The 16,786-nt window shown below is 62.4% G+C and carries 13 protein-coding genes and 1 tRNA gene; 6 read left to right on the top strand and 8 right to left on the bottom strand.

Features of this window, described 5'->3' with window-relative positions:
- Positions 1-19: 19 nt before the first annotated feature.
- From RID42_08175 to glmU, 5 genes are all read right to left on the bottom strand, one after another.
- Entirely contained in the window at positions 20-1,399 is a 1,380-nt protein-coding gene (locus RID42_08175) for a 3-deoxy-7-phosphoheptulonate synthase class II (GenBank protein MEQ8247646.1), read from the bottom strand.
- A gap of 76 nt (positions 1,400-1,475) precedes the next feature.
- Entirely contained in the window at positions 1,476-2,852 is a 1,377-nt protein-coding gene (gene gor / locus RID42_08170; GenBank protein ID MEQ8247645.1) for a glutathione-disulfide reductase, read from the bottom strand.
- Between the two features lie 10 nt (positions 2,853-2,862).
- Entirely contained in the window at positions 2,863-4,320 is a 1,458-nt protein-coding gene (gene gabD, locus RID42_08165; protein MEQ8247644.1) for an NADP-dependent succinate-semialdehyde dehydrogenase, read from the bottom strand.
- A gap of 82 nt (positions 4,321-4,402) precedes the next feature.
- Entirely contained in the window at positions 4,403-6,226 is a 1,824-nt protein-coding gene (gene glmS / locus RID42_08160) for a glutamine--fructose-6-phosphate transaminase (isomerizing) (protein MEQ8247643.1), read from the bottom strand.
- Entirely contained in the window at positions 6,226-7,572 is a 1,347-nt protein-coding gene (gene glmU / locus RID42_08155) for a bifunctional UDP-N-acetylglucosamine diphosphorylase/glucosamine-1-phosphate N-acetyltransferase GlmU (protein ID MEQ8247642.1), read from the bottom strand. Before glmU ends, glmS begins: the two co-directional genes overlap by 1 nt.
- Before the next feature lie 216 nt (positions 7,573-7,788).
- Here glmU and RID42_08150 point away from each other — a divergent pair.
- From RID42_08150 to RID42_08140, 3 genes are all read left to right on the top strand, one after another.
- Positions 7,789-7,863 (top strand) — tRNA-Val (locus RID42_08150).
- A gap of 78 nt (positions 7,864-7,941) precedes the next feature.
- Positions 7,942-8,946, top strand: a complete 1,005-nt coding sequence (locus RID42_08145) for a glucosaminidase domain-containing protein (GenBank protein ID MEQ8247641.1) — start codon at positions 7,942-7,944, stop codon at positions 8,944-8,946.
- 5 nt (positions 8,947-8,951) lie between these two features.
- Positions 8,952-10,217, top strand: a complete 1,266-nt coding sequence (locus RID42_08140; GenBank protein MEQ8247640.1) for a DNA polymerase IV — start codon at positions 8,952-8,954, stop codon at positions 10,215-10,217.
- On the opposite strand, the gene RID42_08135 is transcribed toward RID42_08140, so the two are convergent.
- A complete protein-coding gene (locus tag RID42_08135) occupies positions 10,214-11,248 on the bottom strand; it encodes an alpha/beta hydrolase (protein MEQ8247639.1) in 1,035 nt (344 codons plus the stop codon). The genes RID42_08140 and RID42_08135 overlap by 4 nt on opposite strands.
- Positions 11,245-11,850 carry a uracil-DNA glycosylase family protein gene (locus RID42_08130; GenBank protein ID MEQ8247638.1) on the bottom strand — a complete coding sequence of 202 codons (606 nt, stop codon included), beginning with the start codon at positions 11,848-11,850 and terminating at the stop codon, positions 11,245-11,247. The genes RID42_08135 and RID42_08130 overlap by 4 nt, the downstream gene beginning before the upstream one ends.
- A 62-nt stretch (positions 11,851-11,912) precedes the next feature.
- On the opposite strand from RID42_08130, the gene RID42_08125 reads away from it, so the two are divergent.
- From RID42_08125 to RID42_08115, 3 genes are read left to right on the top strand one after another with little or no spacing between them, the layout of a single operon-like run.
- Complete coding sequence (locus tag RID42_08125) at positions 11,913-12,752, top strand: MoxR family ATPase (GenBank protein MEQ8247637.1); 840 nt, start codon at positions 11,913-11,915, stop codon at positions 12,750-12,752.
- Positions 12,753-12,766: 14 nt separating this feature from the next.
- Complete coding sequence (locus tag RID42_08120; protein MEQ8247636.1) at positions 12,767-13,951, top strand: VWA domain-containing protein; 1,185 nt, start codon at positions 12,767-12,769, stop codon at positions 13,949-13,951.
- The gene (locus RID42_08115; GenBank protein ID MEQ8247635.1) at positions 13,948-14,856 is read left to right on the top strand and encodes an aminotransferase class IV; all 909 of its coding nucleotides are present in this window, start codon (positions 13,948-13,950) and stop codon (positions 14,854-14,856) included. The genes RID42_08120 and RID42_08115 overlap by 4 nt, the downstream gene beginning before the upstream one ends.
- Positions 14,857-14,865: 9 nt before the next feature.
- Here RID42_08115 and RID42_08110 read toward each other — a convergent pair.
- Positions 14,866-16,786 (bottom strand): OB-fold nucleic acid binding domain-containing protein (locus tag RID42_08110; protein ID MEQ8247634.1); only part of this gene is annotated, 1,921 nt, incomplete at its 5' end.

Raw genomic sequence — 16,786 nt, 5'->3', positions numbered from 1 at the left:
TCTGGCCTCCCGGCGAATCCTACGCCGCCGCCGGTTTGATTTGGCTAGCGGACTTTCGGTGTTTCAACATATCCGCCACCAAGAAGGCGAGTTCCAACGCCTGTGACGCGTTCATCCGCGGATCGCAATGCGTATGATAGCGATCCGACAGGTTCTCCTCGCTGATCTCCTGGGCGCCGCCCAAACATTCGGTCACGTCGGCACCGGTCATCTCGAAGTGCACGCCACCGGCGTAGGTTCCTTCGGTTTCGTGAATGGCGAAGAAATCTCGGACCTCGGACAGAATCCGGTCGAACCGCCGGGTCTTGTACCCCGTCGAGGACTTGATCGTATTGCCGTGCATAGGGTCGCACGACCACACGACATGACGGCCTTCGCCGGCGACCTTGCGAATCAATTGCGGGAGGTGATCGGCGACACGATCCGCCCCCATCCGCGCGATGATGGTGATCCGTCCGGGATCGTTGTGCGGATTGAGCAGATCGATCAGACGCAAAGCATCATCGGCCTTGAGCGAAGGTCCGGCTTTGAATCCTAAGGGATTGCCCACACCGCGCAGGAACTCAACGTGGGCGCCGTCCAGTTGCCGCGTCCGGTCGCCGATCCAAAGGAAGTGCGCCGACGTGTCGTACCACCGGCCGCTGGTCGAATCGACACGGGTCAGCGCCTGTTCGTACCCCAGGAGGAGCGCCTCGTGGGAGGTATAGAAATCCGTCTCGCGTAGCACCGCCGTCGTTTCGGCGGTCAGGCCGCACGCCGCCATGAAATCGAGCGATTCGGAAATACGGTCGGCGAGCGCGCGGTAGCGTTCGCCCTGCGGGCTGTTTTCGAGGAATCCCAAATTCCACCCATGCACCCGCCCGAGCGAGGAATAACCGCCGTGGGAAAAGGCGCGGATCAGGTTCAGTGTACTGGCAGACTGTCCGTAGGCTTGGAGCCACCGCGCCGGATCGGGCTCACGCGCCACGGGCGTAAATTCGATCCCGTTCACGATGTCGCCGCGGTAGCTGGGCAAGGTAACCCCGTCCTGAACCTCGTTGGCGTCGCTGCGCGGTTTCGCGAACTGCCCGGCGATCCGCCCGAGTTTCACGACCGGCACGGATCCGGCGAAGGTCAGCACGACCGCCATTTGCAACAAAACCCGGAAGGTGTCGCGAATGTTGTCGGGATGGAATTCGGCGAAGCTTTCCGCACAGTCGCCGCCCTGGAGCAAGAACGCCTTCCCGGCACTCACATCGGCCAGGTGGGCGGTGAGGCGGCGCGCTTCGCCCGCAAAAACGAGCGGCGGGTAGCGCCGCAACGTTGCCTCGACCTTTTCGAGCGCCGCTCGGTCGCGGTAGTCGGGTTGCTGCGCGATCGGCAGGCCCCGCCACGAATCAATCGACCAGTCCTGTGGCATGTCGTAACAATCCTAGGGCGTCAACGGCCAAAACCTAGGCTTATACGCCCCTCGGCCACCGTTATCCACGTTGTGGCTATTCCGCGGCTTGGGCCTCGGGGACGACGTAGCGTTCACGCATCGTGACGAATTCCTCGGCCGCGGTCGGATGAATGCCGACAGTCGCGTCGAAATCCGTCTTGGTCGCGCCCATTTTCACGGCAACCGCCAGCCCTTGGATGATCTCGGCGGCTTCGGGACCGACCATGTGGACGCCTAATACCCTGTCGGTATCGGCATCGACCACGATCTTCATCAGGGTCTTCTCGTCCCGGCCCGACAGCGTGTGCAGCAGGGGCCGAAACGTAGACTTATAGATATCGACGGCACCGACCTTCCGACGCGCGTCCTCTTCGGTCAGGCCCACCGTGGCGACGCTGGGCTGGCTGAAAACGGCGGAGGCAATCGTCTCGTGGTCCATGATCCGTTCGCGCCCCCCGAACACGGTGTCGGCAAAACAATGACCTTCGTTCAAAGCTACGGGCGTCAGGTTGACGCGGTCCGTCACGTCCCCGACGGCATAGATGTTGTCGATGTTGGTTCGCGAGTACTCATCGACGATCACCGCGCCGTTTTCGCGCTGCGCGACCCCCACCGCTTCAAGATTGAGCCCCGCGGTCTTGGGCGCCCGACCGGTCGCGCAGACGATGCAATCGGTTTCCAAGATGGTGCCGTCCTCGCAGGTCGCGATGAGCCCACTCGGAAGTTTTTCGATGTGATCGATCGTGGACTCGACCCGGATTTCGATACCCTTTTTACGCATCTCCTGGGCCAACGCGGCACGCACATCGCCGTCGAACCCCCTGAGTATCTGCTCGCCGCGGTAGATTTGGACGACCTCCGTACCTAGCCCGTTGAGAATCCCCGCAAACTCGACAGCGATGTAACCGCCACCCACAACGATTGCACGCTTGGGCTGCTCGCTTAGTTCAAAGAACTCGTTCGACGTAATGGCGTGTTCGACACCCGTGGTCTCGGGCTTAAACGGCCAGCCTCCCGTGGCGATCAGAATCTTGTCGGCGGTGATCTGGCGACCGCCGACGTCAACGGTGTGGCGGTCGACGAACGTTCCTTTTCCTTCGATGAGTTCGGCCCCGGCATTGTCGAGCAACCGGATATAGATCTTGTTGAGCCGGTCGATCTCCTTGTCCTTCGCCGCCATGAACTTGGACCAGTTGAAGCTGCGCGGCCCAACGGTCCAGCCGTAGTCAGCGGAGTCTTCGAAATGCTCGGAGAAATGCGACGCGTAGACCATGAACTTCTTTGGAATACAGCCTCTGATGACGCAGGTTCCGCCGACGCGGCTGTCCTCGCATACCGCGACCCGCGCGCCATGCTTTGCCGCGATCCGGGCCGCGCGCACGCCGCCGGAACCGGCACCGATGATGAAAAGATCGACGTCGTATTGGCTCATACCGTATTCCTTACCGATCGATTCCGCCGACGCAGAGGTATTTTGTCTCGACATATTCGTCGAGCCCGTACTTCGACCCCTCCCGGCCGAGCCCGGACTCCTTCATCCCACCGAACGGCGCGACCTCGGTGGAGATCAACCCGGTATTGATCCCGACCATGCCGTATTCGAGCGCCTCGGCGACCCGCCAAATGCGACCAATGTCCCGACTGAAGAAATAGGACGCCAAGCCGAATTCGGTGTCGTTGGCCATGGCAATCGCTTCTTCGTCGGTCTTGAACCGATAGAGCGGCGCTAGGGGGCCGAAGGTCTCCTCGCGCGACACCAACATCGCCGGCGTTACGTCGGCCAGGATTGTCGGCTGAAAGAAGGTGCCGCCAAGCGCGTGGCGCGCGCCGCCGCTTACCAACCGCGCACCCTGCCCGAGCGCGTCCGCGATGTGTTCTTCGATCTTCTCGACCGCGGCAAGGTCGATCATCGGGCCCTGCTCCGTTTCGCCCTCCAGCCCGTTGCCGACACGCAGTTTCGCGACGGCCGCACCGAGCATCTCGGCAAATCGGTCGTAGACCTTGTCCTGCACCAGAAGTCGGTTGGCACAGACGCAGGTTTGTCCGGTGTTGCGGTATTTCGAGGCGATCGCGCCTTCGACCGCCGCGTCAAGGTCGGCATCGTCGAAGACAATGAAGGGGGCGTTGCCGCCTAGCTCCAGCGACAGCTTCTTCATGGTGCCCGCGCTTTGGACCATCAGTTTCTTGCCGATTTCGGTGGAACCGGTGAACGACAGCTTGCGGACGGTTGGGTTCGACGTCATTTCACCGCCGATCTCGGTCGCCGACCCGGTGATGACGCTCAAGACCCCCGCAGGAATCCCGGCCCGTTCGCCCAGTTCAGCTAGCGCCAGGGCGGAAAACGGTGTCTGCGACGCCGGTTTGATCACCATCGGGCAACCCGCCGCCAACGCGGCACCGGCTTTGCGCGTGATCATGGCAGCTGGAAAATTCCATGGTGTGATCGCGGCGGTGACGCCGATCGGTTCCTTTAGCACGACGATGCGCTTGTCTGCCGCGTGGCTGGGGATCGTATCGCCGTAGACCCGTTTGGCTTCCTCGCCGAACCATTCGATGAACGACGCGGCGTAGGCGACCTCACCCTTCGATTCAGCCAGCGGCTTGCCTTGCTCGGCGGTCATCAGAATGGCCAGGTCGTTTTGATTCGCCATCATCAGGTCGAACCAGCGCCGCAGGATGATCGCGCGCTCCTTGCCGGTCTTGGCGCGCCACGCTGGGTAACTGGCGGCCGCGGCATCGATCGCCCGCCGCGTTTCAGCGGTGCCCATTTTTGGCACGCTGCCAAGAATTTCGTCGGTGGCCGGATTGTTGACCGGAATTGTTCCACCGGCGTCGGCATCCGCCCATTGGCCCGCGATATACGCTTGCTGGCGGAAAAGTTTGGGATCGGCGAGTTTCACAGGAGGCTATCCTTCAGGTATGGCGGGGAACGGACTATATCAGGCCGCGACGGCGCCCTCGCAACCCCCCGGGTTTGCGGACTTACTCGACCGTAACCGACTTCGCGAGGTTGCGCGGCTGATCGACATCGGTGCCCTTCAGGACGGCGACGTGATAGGCCAGCAGTTGCACCGGAATAGCATAGAGAATCGGGGTCACGAATGGGTCGACGTCGGGCAAGACGACCGTCGCCCAAGGCTCCTTGCCGGCTCTTCGCTGTCCTTCGCCATCGGTAATCAGCACCACGCGACCCCCGCGGGCCGCGACTTCGCGCAAATTCGACATCGTTTTGTCGAACAACGCGTCGCTCGGCGCGATGACCACGACCGGAACGTCTTCGTCTACTAGCGCAATCGGTCCGTGTTTGAGCTCGCCCGCGGCGAACCCTTCCGCGTGGATGTAAGAGATCTCCTTCAACTTCAACGCCCCTTCAAGCGCGATCGGATAGGAAAGGCCGCGACCGATATACAGAATGCTGCGGGAATGAATCATCGACTCGGCCAACGTCCTGATCGCGGCATCGTGATTGAGGACGTCGACCGCACGCGCGGGCACCTCGGCGATGGCGTGCGACAACCGGGCTTCATCGGCCTTGGAAACCGTTCCCTTCGCACGGGCCAAGGCAATCGCGAACGCCGCGAGCGTGACAAGCTGGCAGGTGAAAGCCTTGGTCGACGCCACCCCGATCTCCGGGCCCGCGTTAGTCATGAGGATCGCGTCGCTTTCGCGCGCCATCGTGCTCTCGGGCACATTCACCAGTGAGATTGTGTGCTGATTCTCGGTCGCGGCGAAGCGGAGCGCCGCCAGGGTGTCCGCGGTTTCACCGGACTGAGAGATAAACATCGCCAACCCGCCGGGCGGCATCGGTGCGTGACGGTAGCGAAACTCCGAGGCTATATCGACCTCCGCCGGCACCCGCGCATAGTGTTCGATCCAGAACTTGCCGATCAGCGCGGCGAGGTACGATGTCCCGCAAGCGACGATGGTTACCTTGGGAACGTCTTCTAGGGCGACGCCGAGACCGGGCAACTGAATCGTCCGGTCGGTCGGATTGAAGAAACCGTTCAGCGTCTCACCGATCACGGTTGGCTGTTCGTAGATCTCCTTTTCCATGAAGTGCCGGTAGTTTCCCTTACCGATAAGCGCACCCGACGCCGCGCTCGAGCGCACTTCGCGCTCGACGATGCCGTCTTCGGCATCGTGAAACACCGCGCTGTTTCGTGTGAGTTCGACCCAGTCGCCGTCTTCGAGGTAGGAAATCCGATTGGTCTCGGAGGCAAGCGCGATCGCGTCCGAGCCCAGGAACATTTCCCCCTCGCCCCAACCGACCGCCAGCGGACTGCCGCGCCGCGCGCCGATCAGGAGGTCGTGTTCGCCGGCAAAGACGATCGCGAGGGAAAACGCCCCCTCAAGCCGCTTGAGCGACCGCTTTACCGCCGTCTGGGGGCTGTCCCCTTTGTCTAAGTAGGACGAAATCAAGTGCACGACCGCTTCAGTATCGGTCTCGCTTTCGAATTGGCGCCCCTCACCGACCAATTCACTCCGGAGTTCTGCGAAGTTCTCGATGATCCCGTTGTGAACCGCGGCGACCGTGGACGTCGCGTGGGGATGGGCGTTAATTTCGTTGGGCGCGCCATGGGTGGCCCAACGGGTATGACCGATCCCGATATCTCCCGGCAGGGGATTTCGCCCAAGAAGCGCTTCGAGTTCGCCGATCTTTCCTTTGGCGCGACGCCGTTCCAGCGTCCCGTCGACGACCGTCGCGATACCGGCCGAATCGTAGCCCCGGTATTCGAGACGCCGCAGACCGGCAAGCAACCGCCCGGCTACGTCGCCGCTTCCAACAACGCCGACGATTCCGCACATCAGGTCTTCCCCTTTGCGCGGTCGCGCTTTTTGATCGACCAACCCTCGCGGGTAGCCTCGATTCCGCGCGTGTCGGCAACGCGTAAGGCGTCGGCCGGTACATCCTCGCGAACCACAGTGCCCGCCCCCACCGTCGCGCCCCGCCCGATCTTCACCGGGGCAACAAGGACGGCGTTCGATCCGATCGAAGCGCCTTCGCCGATTTCGGTTCTCGCTTTCGTAAAGCCGTCGTAGTTCGCTGTAATCGTTCCAGCGCCGACATTGGCATGCGCGCCGACCGTTGCGTCGCCGACATATGTCAGGTGGCTGACCTTCGCACCCTCATGCACGTCGGAATTCTTCACCTCGACGAAGTTGCCGATCTTCGCGCCGTCGCCGATCACCGTACCGGGGCGCAGTCGGGCAAAGGGTCCAACGACCGAACCCGCCCCCAACGTGCACCCCTCGAGGTGACTGAACGCTTTGATCGTCACACCGTCGGCAACCCGCACACCGGGGCCAAAGAAGACATTCGGTTCGATCGCGACGTCACGGCCGAGCTCCGTATCGAAGCTGAACCAGACCGTTTCGGGCGCCGTCATCGTCGCACCGGCCGCCAGCGCCGCCAAACGAGCGCGCGTTTGGAACGCCGCCTCGGCCCGCGCCAAATCGGCGCGGCTATCGATGCCGATCAGTTCGGCGGGATTTCCTTCGACCACGACGCAGTCGTGGCCGGCGCCCCGGGCCATGCCGACGACATCCGTCAAGTAGAACTCCTGCTTTGCATTCTTGTTTTCAAGTCGGCCCAATAGTGAAAACAGGATCGCAGCGTCCGCCGCGAGAACGCCGGAATTGCACAGGGAAATGGCGCGGGTTTGCACGTCGGCGTCCCAGTATTCGACAATGCGGTCGAGCCGGTTTTCGCCGTCGACGACCAGCCGACCGTATTGGCCCGGATCGTCCGGTACGAAACCTAGGACCACTAGGGCCGGTGGATCGGGCACCTGCCGGGCGGCGATCAGGCGCGAGAGCGTTTCAACCGACACCAATGGATCTGCGCCAAACAGGACCAGGACGGTACCGTCGAAGCCTGCCAACGCGGGAATCGCGCTCTTCGCCGCGTCCCCGGTGCCCAGTGCCGCATCTTGTACCGCGATCGCTGCATCCCCGACGGCGCCCGCGACCATCGGCATGTCGGGACCGACGACCACGACGACCTGCCCGATCCCCGCCTCACGCACGGTCTGAATCAAATGACCGATCATCGGGCGGCCGCCTAGCGGGTGCATAACCTTGGGCAAGGACGAGCGCATGCGGGTTCCCTTGCCGGCGGCAAGGACAATGGCGGCGACTTTGTGGGAGTCCATCGACAGGTTCGTTCGTTTCGTTGGGCGGCGGTGACGATGCCACACCATCGCGGCGCGACCAAGTAACGAAGTCTTACTGTATTTTGCAACCGATTCAGTGATTTAGACGGTCGTGGCGGAGGGTATGCGTTACGTCGGCTAAGGCCTTGCCCTGCTCAAGGCGCCAATCCGAGCGTCTTGACTTGCGGAGGTCGCAAACCTATTACGACCAACGGCGGGCGCGTAGCTCAGTGGTAGAGCACTACGTTCACATCGTAGGGGTCGTTGGTTCGATACCATCCGCGCCCACCATTGCCCTCCGGTCCGATCAGCCGGTCCGGTCCGGGCATCAGCCAGGGCGACCCCGCACGCCCGAACGCGAAGAGGTCGGTGTTTGATGGACTCCGCTCCGCCACCCCGGTCGTGCTGCCCGATGCTCCGCGCATGCCCCCGATGAATCCGCGCCAATTCCTGAACCGGAAGCCGCGAACCGTTGCCACAGCGGGCTTCATTGTTTTGATCGTTCTGGCAGCGGTCGCGACACGGATCTACCTCGACACCCGCTGTTCGGCATGTGCGCCGGTCGGCATCCACGACATCCCGCCTTCCAACTTCGCGCTGATACGCGGTTCCGTCGAACTCGAAACGCGTTTTACCGAGGCTGGATTCGATCCTGCAGCAGGCCATCCGAAGGCCTGGCCGCGCATCTACGTTCGCTCTCTGCCCACCGATCTCGGCGCGGTCGGCGATCTGGATCGCCGCAAACAGCTCTTCACACTCATCGTCCTACCGCAGGTCCTACGTCTCAACGAGGCTATTCTCGCGGACAGACATCGCATGGTGTCGCTCTGGAAACGAAGCGACGCCGGCGAGGATCTCACGGACGACGATTTCCGGTGGATGGCGGCGACAGCCCGACGATACGGTACACCTCCGGACGATCGCCGATCGCTCCTTCGCCGCCTCGACATTGTGCCCCCGGGGCTTGCCCTCGCGCAGGCATCGATCGAGAGCGGGTGGGGAACGTCGCGATTCGCCCGAGGCGGCAATGCAATCTTTGGCCAACGCACCTACGATCCTGACGGGTACGGGATCCGGCCCGACGACGTCGAATCGCCCGCCTTCAAGGTTAAGGCATTTCCGTCGCTGATGCGTTCGATCTGGGGCTATATGCTGACCCTCAACATCCATCCCGCGTATAGCGATTTTCGCGACGCACGGGCGCGGGCGCGTCGCACGAACGATGCTTTCGATTCGATGGCACTCGCGCGGACCCTGACGCGGTATTCTGAAAAGGGCCAAACGTATGTCAACCTTGTGCGGGAGGTGATTGCCGTGAACGACTTCGCCCGGCTCGATTCTGCTCACCTGACGCCCGCGCCGCCGCCCCGCTGAAGGTCGTGGCGGACAGCCAAGCTCTGTGCCGCGATTGCGGGCACGACTTCCCTACACCGCCCGTGGAGCGGCGCTGTCCGGCGTGCGACTCGCCGCGGATCGTCGAACACCCCGAACTCGAGAATCTCTCTATCGCGCACCTGGATTGCGATGCCTTTTACGCGACTGTGGAGAAACGCGACGATCCGAGTCTTACCGACAAACCGGTCGTCGTCGGCGGGGAAAAACGCGGGGTCGTCGCGGCCTGCTGCTACATCGCCCGGCGCTATGGTATCCGCTCGGCAATGCCAATGCGGCGGGCGCTGGAACACTGCCCGCATGCGGTCGTCGTCAAACCGAACATGGCCAAATACCGGGACGTCGACCGTGAGGTTCGCGCCCTCATGAATGAAACGACACCACGGGTCGAACCGATCTCGATCGACGAAGCGTTCCTCGACCTTTCAGGTATGCGCGCGGTCCACGGTACTTTTCCGGCCCGCGTCTTGGACAGCTTAGTACGCCGAATCGAACGTGAAATCGGTATCACGGCGTCGATCGGGCTGAGCTACAACAAGTTCCTGGCCAAGATCGCCTCGGACCTCGACAAGCCGCGCGGCTTTAGCATCGTCGGGCGGGCCGACGCCGTTCCCTTCCTCACCGACCAGCCGGTGTCGCTGCTGTGGGGCGTGGGACCGTCGTTGGAGGCCCGCTTGAACCGCGACGGAATCATGCGCATCGGCCAACTCCGCGAAACGTCCGAACGACAATTGGTGGCGCGGTACGGCGTAATCGGCAGCCGGCTCGCGCGTTTCGCAATCGGCCAGGACAGTCGCACCGTCGACACAAGCGAGGTGCGCCGCAGTATTTCCGCGGAGACGACCTTTAGTACCGACATTCGCGAAGAAGCCGCATTGTTGGAGAGACTTTGGCCACTGTGCGAGCGGGTCGGAAACCAAATGAAGGAGAAACACCTAGTCGCCGGCTCCCTGACCTTGAAGCTCAAGACCGCAAGCTTTCAGTCAATCACGCGCAGCCGCAAGCTCGCCCGCCCAACCAACTACGGAGCCGACATCTTCACGGTTGCCAAGTCGCTGCTTGCCCACGAAGTGGGCCAGCGAAAGTTTCGCCTCATCGGAATCGGCGTCAAAGACCTGGCACCGTCCGAAGGTGCGGAGTCGGCCGATCTCTTTGGCGCCACCACCGATCACGCCGTGGAGAATGCGGTCGACAAGGTCCGGCAACGGTTCGGGCAGGACGTCATCAAAAAAGGCCGCGGGTTCGCACCCTAATTGACTGCCGCGTCGGCAAACAGGTTTCGCCCCGAGACCTCGGCGCCCGACGGGAGCGGCGCCAAGGGATCGTCGATCCAAGCCAAGACATCCGCCCACACCGTTTCGGCCTCGAGACCCCGTAGGAGCATGTGGTATCCCCCGGGGTAGACGGCAAACCGGCTTTCGCCGTTCATCCGCGCCGCCATCGCCGCGGTCGGACGGCGCGGAATGATCGCGTCCTTTGCCCCGTACATAACCAAAACATTGCCGCGGACTCCCGCCGCAGATCGTTGCGCCGCGCCCATCAGGCCGACGAGCCCATAGAGCGAATCGATCCGCGTTGCCTTGATGACCAAAGGGTCCCGACCGAGCGCGCGTAACATGTCGATGTTGTCGGACGGAAGCACGCCTAGACCGCGCCCGGTGAGATGGCGCGACGGCGCGGTGTGTGCTGCGATCCACAGCGATGCGCGGTAGATCGGGCTCATTGCCGCGCCGCCCCACACCGCGGGCGCGGTGAGGCTCGCCCCCTGGATCGCCGCCAGCGGGGTACCCGGGCCACGCCGTTCCAACGCCAGGAGAACAACCGCCCCTCCCATCGAGTTGCCGTGGACAAAGAGCGGAACGCCGGGATGACGGTTAGAGACCGCAGCCACAACATCCTCAAGATCGCGGATAAGGCGTTGCTGACCCGGCCAGGTTCCCGGCTCCGGCGCCGCGCCAAAACCGCGTTGATCGTAGGCATAGGTGACGATCCCGTGCGCCGCCCACCAGCGGCCCGGCGCATCGAACGTATTGGAATAATCGTTGAAGCCATGCACACCGACGATGACCGCCCGTGGCTGGGCGCTCTCGCCGCGCTCGACCGGCGCCCAAACGCGTAACGGCAACGCGGCACCGTCCGAAACCCGGACAGTCATGGTGCCGTCCCCCGGGTTGCCGTTCGTCTGCGGCACCACGGACTGCCCCCCCGGGGCCTGCACATAGGGCGACGCGCAGGCCGTCACGAGGACAAGGGCCAACACGGCGATGCACTTCACGGCGCTCACGACCGCGCCAGAACCCGGTGGACGGTCCTGCGCATCGCCGGAACCAACTCACGTTCGAACCACGGGTTGGCCTTCAGCCAATGGTTGTTGTGCCACGACGGATGCGGGAGCGGAAAGACACGGGGGTGGTATTCCAACCAGGCAGCGACGGTCGCCGTCAGCGTTTTCTTTCGGCGACCTGCCAGATGGTAGGCTTGGGCATACTGGCCCGCGACAATGAACACCTCAAGCGACGGCATCGCCGCCTCGAGCCGGGGATGCCACGTCTGAGCGCAGATCGGCGGCGGCGGCAGATCCCCATTGGACCCCTTGCCCGGGTAGCAAAACGCCTGGGGCATGATCGCGATCTTGGAATCGTCGTAAAACGCAGTATCGGACAAGTCCAGCCATTCCCGAAGACGCTTGCCGCTGGCGTCGTTCCACGGGATCCCACTGTGGTGCACTTTCGTTCCCGGCGCCTGACCGGCAATGAGTATCCGGGCGGTCGCCGACGCCCGCAACACTGGCCGCGGCCCAAGCGGCAGGTCTGCGGCGCATAGCCGGCACGCCCGCACCTCGGCCAACAGGCGTGCTAGGTCGTCGGCTTTCTGCGCGTGCGCCAAATCTTGAACCTTCGCTGTGGACTACGTAGGGTCGTGTCGTTTTCACAGTATCGGCATCGCATATGAGATTCCAAGGCACCGAGCGCTACGTCGCAACGGACGATCTATTGATGGCGGTCAACGCCGCGATCACCTTGAAACGCCCCCTCCTGATTAAGGGCGAGCCGGGAACGGGGAAAACCGTTTTGGCGGCCGAGATCGCCCAGTCCCTAGGCATGGACTTGATCGAATGGCACATCAAATCGACGACCAAGGCACAACACGGGCTTTACGAATACGACGCCGTCGCCCGATTGCGCGATTCGCAACTCGGCGACGACCGCGTCAAGGATATCGCCAACTACATTCAGAAGGGCAAGCTGTGGGAGTCGTTCGTCGCCGAGACGCCGCCGGTCCTCTTGATCGACGAAATCGATAAGGCCGACATCGAATTTCCCAACGATCTTCTTTTGGAACTCGACCGGATGGAGTTCCATGTTTACGAAACCCAAGAAACCGTGCGGGCCCAACAGCGGCCCATCGTGATCATCACGTCGAACAATGAAAAGGAACTGCCCGATGCGTTTCTGCGGCGGTGTTTCTTCCACTACATTCAGTTTCCCAGCGCCGAAACGATGGCCGCGATCGTCGATGTGCATTTTCCCGGTATTCAGAAACGCTTGATCCGCGAGGCGTTGAACGCGTTCTACGAGTTGCGGGAGGTGCCGGGCCTCAAGAAACGTCCGTCGACGTCGGAGCTGCTGGATTGGCTGAAGCTCTTGGTCGCCGAAGACATCCCGCCCGAGGCGTTGCGGTCGACCGACGGGCGCACCGCGATCCCCCCGCTTTACGGCGCGTTGCTAAAACACGAACAGGACCTGCATCTGTTCGAACGGCTCGCCTTCTTGCAGCGCCGCCAGTAGCTCGAGCGACGCACGTGTTCGTCAATCTGTTTTTGGAATTGCGGCAGTCCAAAGTACCGGTTTCGATCCGCGAGTACCTCACGCTGATCGAAGCTGTCGACTCAGGACTGGCCATATTCGACGTCAATCAATTCTACTACCTGTCGCGCTCGGCATTGGTCAAAGACGAGCGCCATCTCGACCGCTTCGACCTGGCCTTCGCCAAAGTCTTCAAGGGTCTTGAGAAGGAAGACGGCCAAGAGGCGATTGCCGCGGAGATTCCAGAGGAATGGCTGCGCCGCCTTTCCGAGCGCCACCTGACCGAAGAGGAAAAGCGCGAGATCGAGGCGCTCGGCGGATGGGATAAACTGATGGAAACCCTGCGCGAGCGGCTCGAGGAACAGAAAGGTCGCCATCAGGGGGGAAGCAAATGGATCGGGACGGCCGGCACCTCGCCGTTCGGCGCCTACGGCTACAATCCCGAGGGCGTTCGCATTGGCCAAGCCAAATCCCGGCACCGCCGCGCAGTGAAGGTTTGGGACAAGCGTGAATTCCGCAACCTCGACGACTCCGTCGAAATCGGCACCCGCAACATCAAGGTCGCGCTCCGCCGGCTTCGCCGGTTTGCCCGCGAGGGGGCGCCTGAGACCCTGGACCTTCCCGACACGATTCGCTCCACCGCGCGCAATGCGGGCATGCTGGACCTCAAGATGGTGCCGGAGCGCCGCAATACCGTGAAGGTGCTTCTACTCCTCGATATCGGCGGTTCGATGGACGACTGGATCAAGGTTTGCGAGGAACTTTTTTCCGCGGCGCGCGGTGAGTTCAAACATCTCGAATACTATTACTTTCACAATTGCCTCTACGAACGCGTCTGGAAGGACAATCGGCGGCGTGATCAAGAAAGTACGAGCGTGTGGGATCTCCTGCGTACCTACGGATCGGACTACCGCGTTGTTTTCGTCGGCGATGCCAGCATGAGCCCTTATGAAATCACCTTTCCGGGTGGTAGCGTCGAACACTGGAACGAAGAAGCTGGCGCAGTCTGGATGCATCGCTTCCTCGACACCTTTCCCCACGCAGTATGGCTCAACCCGGTCCGCGAAGATCACTGGCGCTACACACCATCGATCGAGTTGATGCGTGAACTTATGGCCAACCGCATGTACCCGTTGACACTCGACGGGCTCGACCGTGCGGTGCGGGCGTTAAGCCATTGAGCGGCGCCAGCCGGTTCGCCGAAGGCTGCGCGTACCTCGCCGGCGCCTACGTTCCCATCGCCGAAGCCGGCATTCCCATCCGCGACTACGGGTTCTTGCGCTCCGATGCGACCTACGATGTCATTCACGTGTGGGACGGCGCATTTTTCCGTCTTGACGTTCACCTCGACCGATTTTTCCGCAACGTTGGGCGTTTGCGGATGACCTGTCCGCTGTCGCGCGACTCGGTTCGGGACGTGTTGATCGAGTGCGTCCGCAAAAGCGGGTTGCGGCAGGCCTATGTCGAAGCGATTTGCACCCGCGGCGAACCGCCGCCGAAGACACGCGATCCGCGCGAGGCTGTGAACAGTTTTTTTGCGTTCGCCGCCCCCTTTGTGCCCTATGCGGACGCAGACCTGAAACGCCGCGGCCTCCACCTTGTCGTGGGAACGCCTCGGCGCATTCCGCCGGAGTCGATCGACCCGACCGTCAAGAACTATCATTGGCACGATCTCACGGCTGGCCTCTTCGAGGCCCAGGATCGTGGGGCCGACAATGTGGTGCTACTGGACCTCGACGACAATGTGACGGAGGGACCAGGCTTCAACGTCTTTTGCATCGAGAACGGCCAGGTGCTGACGCCCCGGCACGGCGTCCTGGACGGGATCACGCGGCGGACGACCGTTGAGCTGTGCGCTAGCTTAGGAATCCCGTGTGCCGAGACCGATATTGCCGTGGACCGGTTTGTCGGGGCCGATGAAGCCTTCATCACCTCGACCGCCGGCGGCATCATGCCAGTGACCCGGATCGAAGCGCGGATCCTCGGCAACGGTGCCCCGGGCGCCGTGACGAACCGGCTCGCCGACGCCTATATGGCGCTCCACCGGGACGAACGTTACCTGACGCGGGTGCCCTACGAGGACTAACAGCGGCGTCTAATGGAAGTCCCGGGACTGGATCAGTTTCTGCGGCACCACGCCGCTCCTTCCCTGGCCGTAACGAATCTCGTCGGCACGACTGTAAACCCCCTCCAGATTGACCGAATCGTTGTTGGCGCTCCCCCACGGCTGCGCCGGTGCGGCGCGTTCCAGCGCCACCGGCAAGCCGGTCTGGACGGGACGCCGCTCGTGCGAGGGCAATCGGTAATCCGCGAGCGACACGAGCGAGGCGGAAAGATCGACGAGGTCCGATGCGATGACGTGTACGACCAAACCTTCGCGCTCCACTTTACCGCTGACTCCCAGTAGCCGCGAGCGCAACACCTGCTTGCGGAACCGTTCGAACATCTTGGGCCAAACCACGATATTCGCGACACCGGTATCGTCCTCCAGCGTCATGAAGATCACGCCGCTCGCCGTACCGGGGCGCTGGCGACAGATCGCCAAACCCACCACATGCACCCACTCGCCCGTGTTTCGGTGTACGAGGTCGGCCGCGTGCATGTAGTTTTTCTTGAACCCGCCGCGCAGCAACGCGACCGGATGCGCCTTGAGGGTCAACCGAAGGGTCGAGTAGTCGCAGATCACTTCTTCGCCGATCGTCATGTCGGCAAGGACGACGCTCGGTTCCTTCATCAACTCGATGGGACGCCCGCTCTCCCCGCGTGCAGCGGCGGCATTGTCGAGCCGCCGCTCCGCCGCAGCAAAAAGCGGTAGAGCCGAATTCCGTAACCCCTTGACGGCCCACAACGCCTGGCGCCGTTTCAGCGCGACGGAGTTGAAGGAGTCCGCGTCCGCCAGCTTCTCGATCCAATCGACGCGCAAGCCCGTCCGCCGCCACAGATCGTAGACGTCGCGGAAGGGATGTGCGGCGCGGGCTTCGCAAATCGCCTCGGCCGCTTCCTTGGGAAATCCTTTCACCTGGCGAAAACCCAGCCGCAGCGCATAGGCCTCGCTGTCTTGCACACGTTCCAGCGCACCATCCCACCGACTGTGGTTGACATCGACCGGGAGGACGACGACTCCGTGATCGCGGGCATCCCGGATGATCTGGGCCGGTGCGTAGAACCCCATCGGTTGGCTGTTCAACAAGCCGCAGGCGAAAACCGCGGGATAGAACCGCTTGAGCCACGACGATACGTAAACCAGCAGCGCAAAGGACGCCGCGTGCGATTCGGGGAACCCGTACTCCCCAAACCCTTCGATTTGCTGGAAGCACCGTTCGGCAAAGTCGCGGTCGTATCCCTGCCCCACCATGCCGTCGATGAAACGTATTTTATAATTATGAATCGTTCCGGCATGCCGGAACGTCGCCATCGCCCGGCGCAATCCATCCGCTTCGCTCGGCGTGAATTTTGCCCCGACAATAGCGATTTGCATCGCCTGCTCCTGGAACAACGGCACCCCGAACGTCTTTTGCAGCACCGCCTTGAGTGCCTCGGAGGGATAGGTAATCTTCTCTTCGCCGTTACGGCGCCGCAAATAGGGATGGACCATGTCCCCCTGAATTGGTCCCGGCCGGACGATCGCGACCTCGACGACCAAATCGTAGTAACAGCGGGGCCGCAGCCGCGGCAGCATGGTCATTTGCGCCCGGCTTTCGATCTGAAAAATGCCGATCGTGTCGGCCTTGCACAGCATGTCGTAAACCGCCGGATCTTCGGTCGGCACCGAACGGATCGTATGATCGATCCCGTAATGCACCGATAGAAGGTCGAGCGACTTTCGAATGCAGGTCAGCATGCCCAGGCCCAGCACGTCGATTTTAAGGATACCCAGCGCGTCGATGTCGTCCTTGTCCCACTCGATCATCGTGCGATCTTCCATCGCGGCGTTGGCGATCGGCACGACCTCCGACAACGACCCGCGGGTGATGACAAATCCGCCGGGGTGTTGCGACAGATGGCGCGGGAACCCC

The organism is Alphaproteobacteria bacterium (genome assembly GCA_040216735.1).
Lineage (GTDB): Bacteria > Pseudomonadota > Alphaproteobacteria > SHVP01 > SHVP01 > CALJDF01.
The sequence above is the reverse complement of the archived record's forward strand: the minus strand, read 5'-3'. Positions and strand labels throughout refer to the sequence as shown.

Bases quoted from the DNA above. Each gene is read 5' to 3' on its own strand.
- RID42_08175 (MEQ8247646.1), bottom strand. From the start codon at position 1,399: ATGCCACAGGACTGGTCGATTGATTCGTGGCGGGGCCTGCCGATCGCG.
- gor (MEQ8247645.1), bottom strand. From the start codon at position 2,852: ATGAGCCAATACGACGTCGATCTTTTCATCATCGGTGCCGGTTCCGGC.
- glmS (MEQ8247643.1), bottom strand. From the start codon at position 6,226: ATGTGCGGAATCGTCGGCGTTGTTGGAAGCGGCGACGTAGCCGGGCGG.
- glmU (MEQ8247642.1), bottom strand. From the start codon at position 7,572: ATGGACTCCCACAAAGTCGCCGCCATTGTCCTTGCCGCCGGCAAGGGA.
- RID42_08125 (MEQ8247637.1), top strand. From the start codon at position 11,913: ATGAGATTCCAAGGCACCGAGCGCTACGTCGCAACGGACGATCTATTG.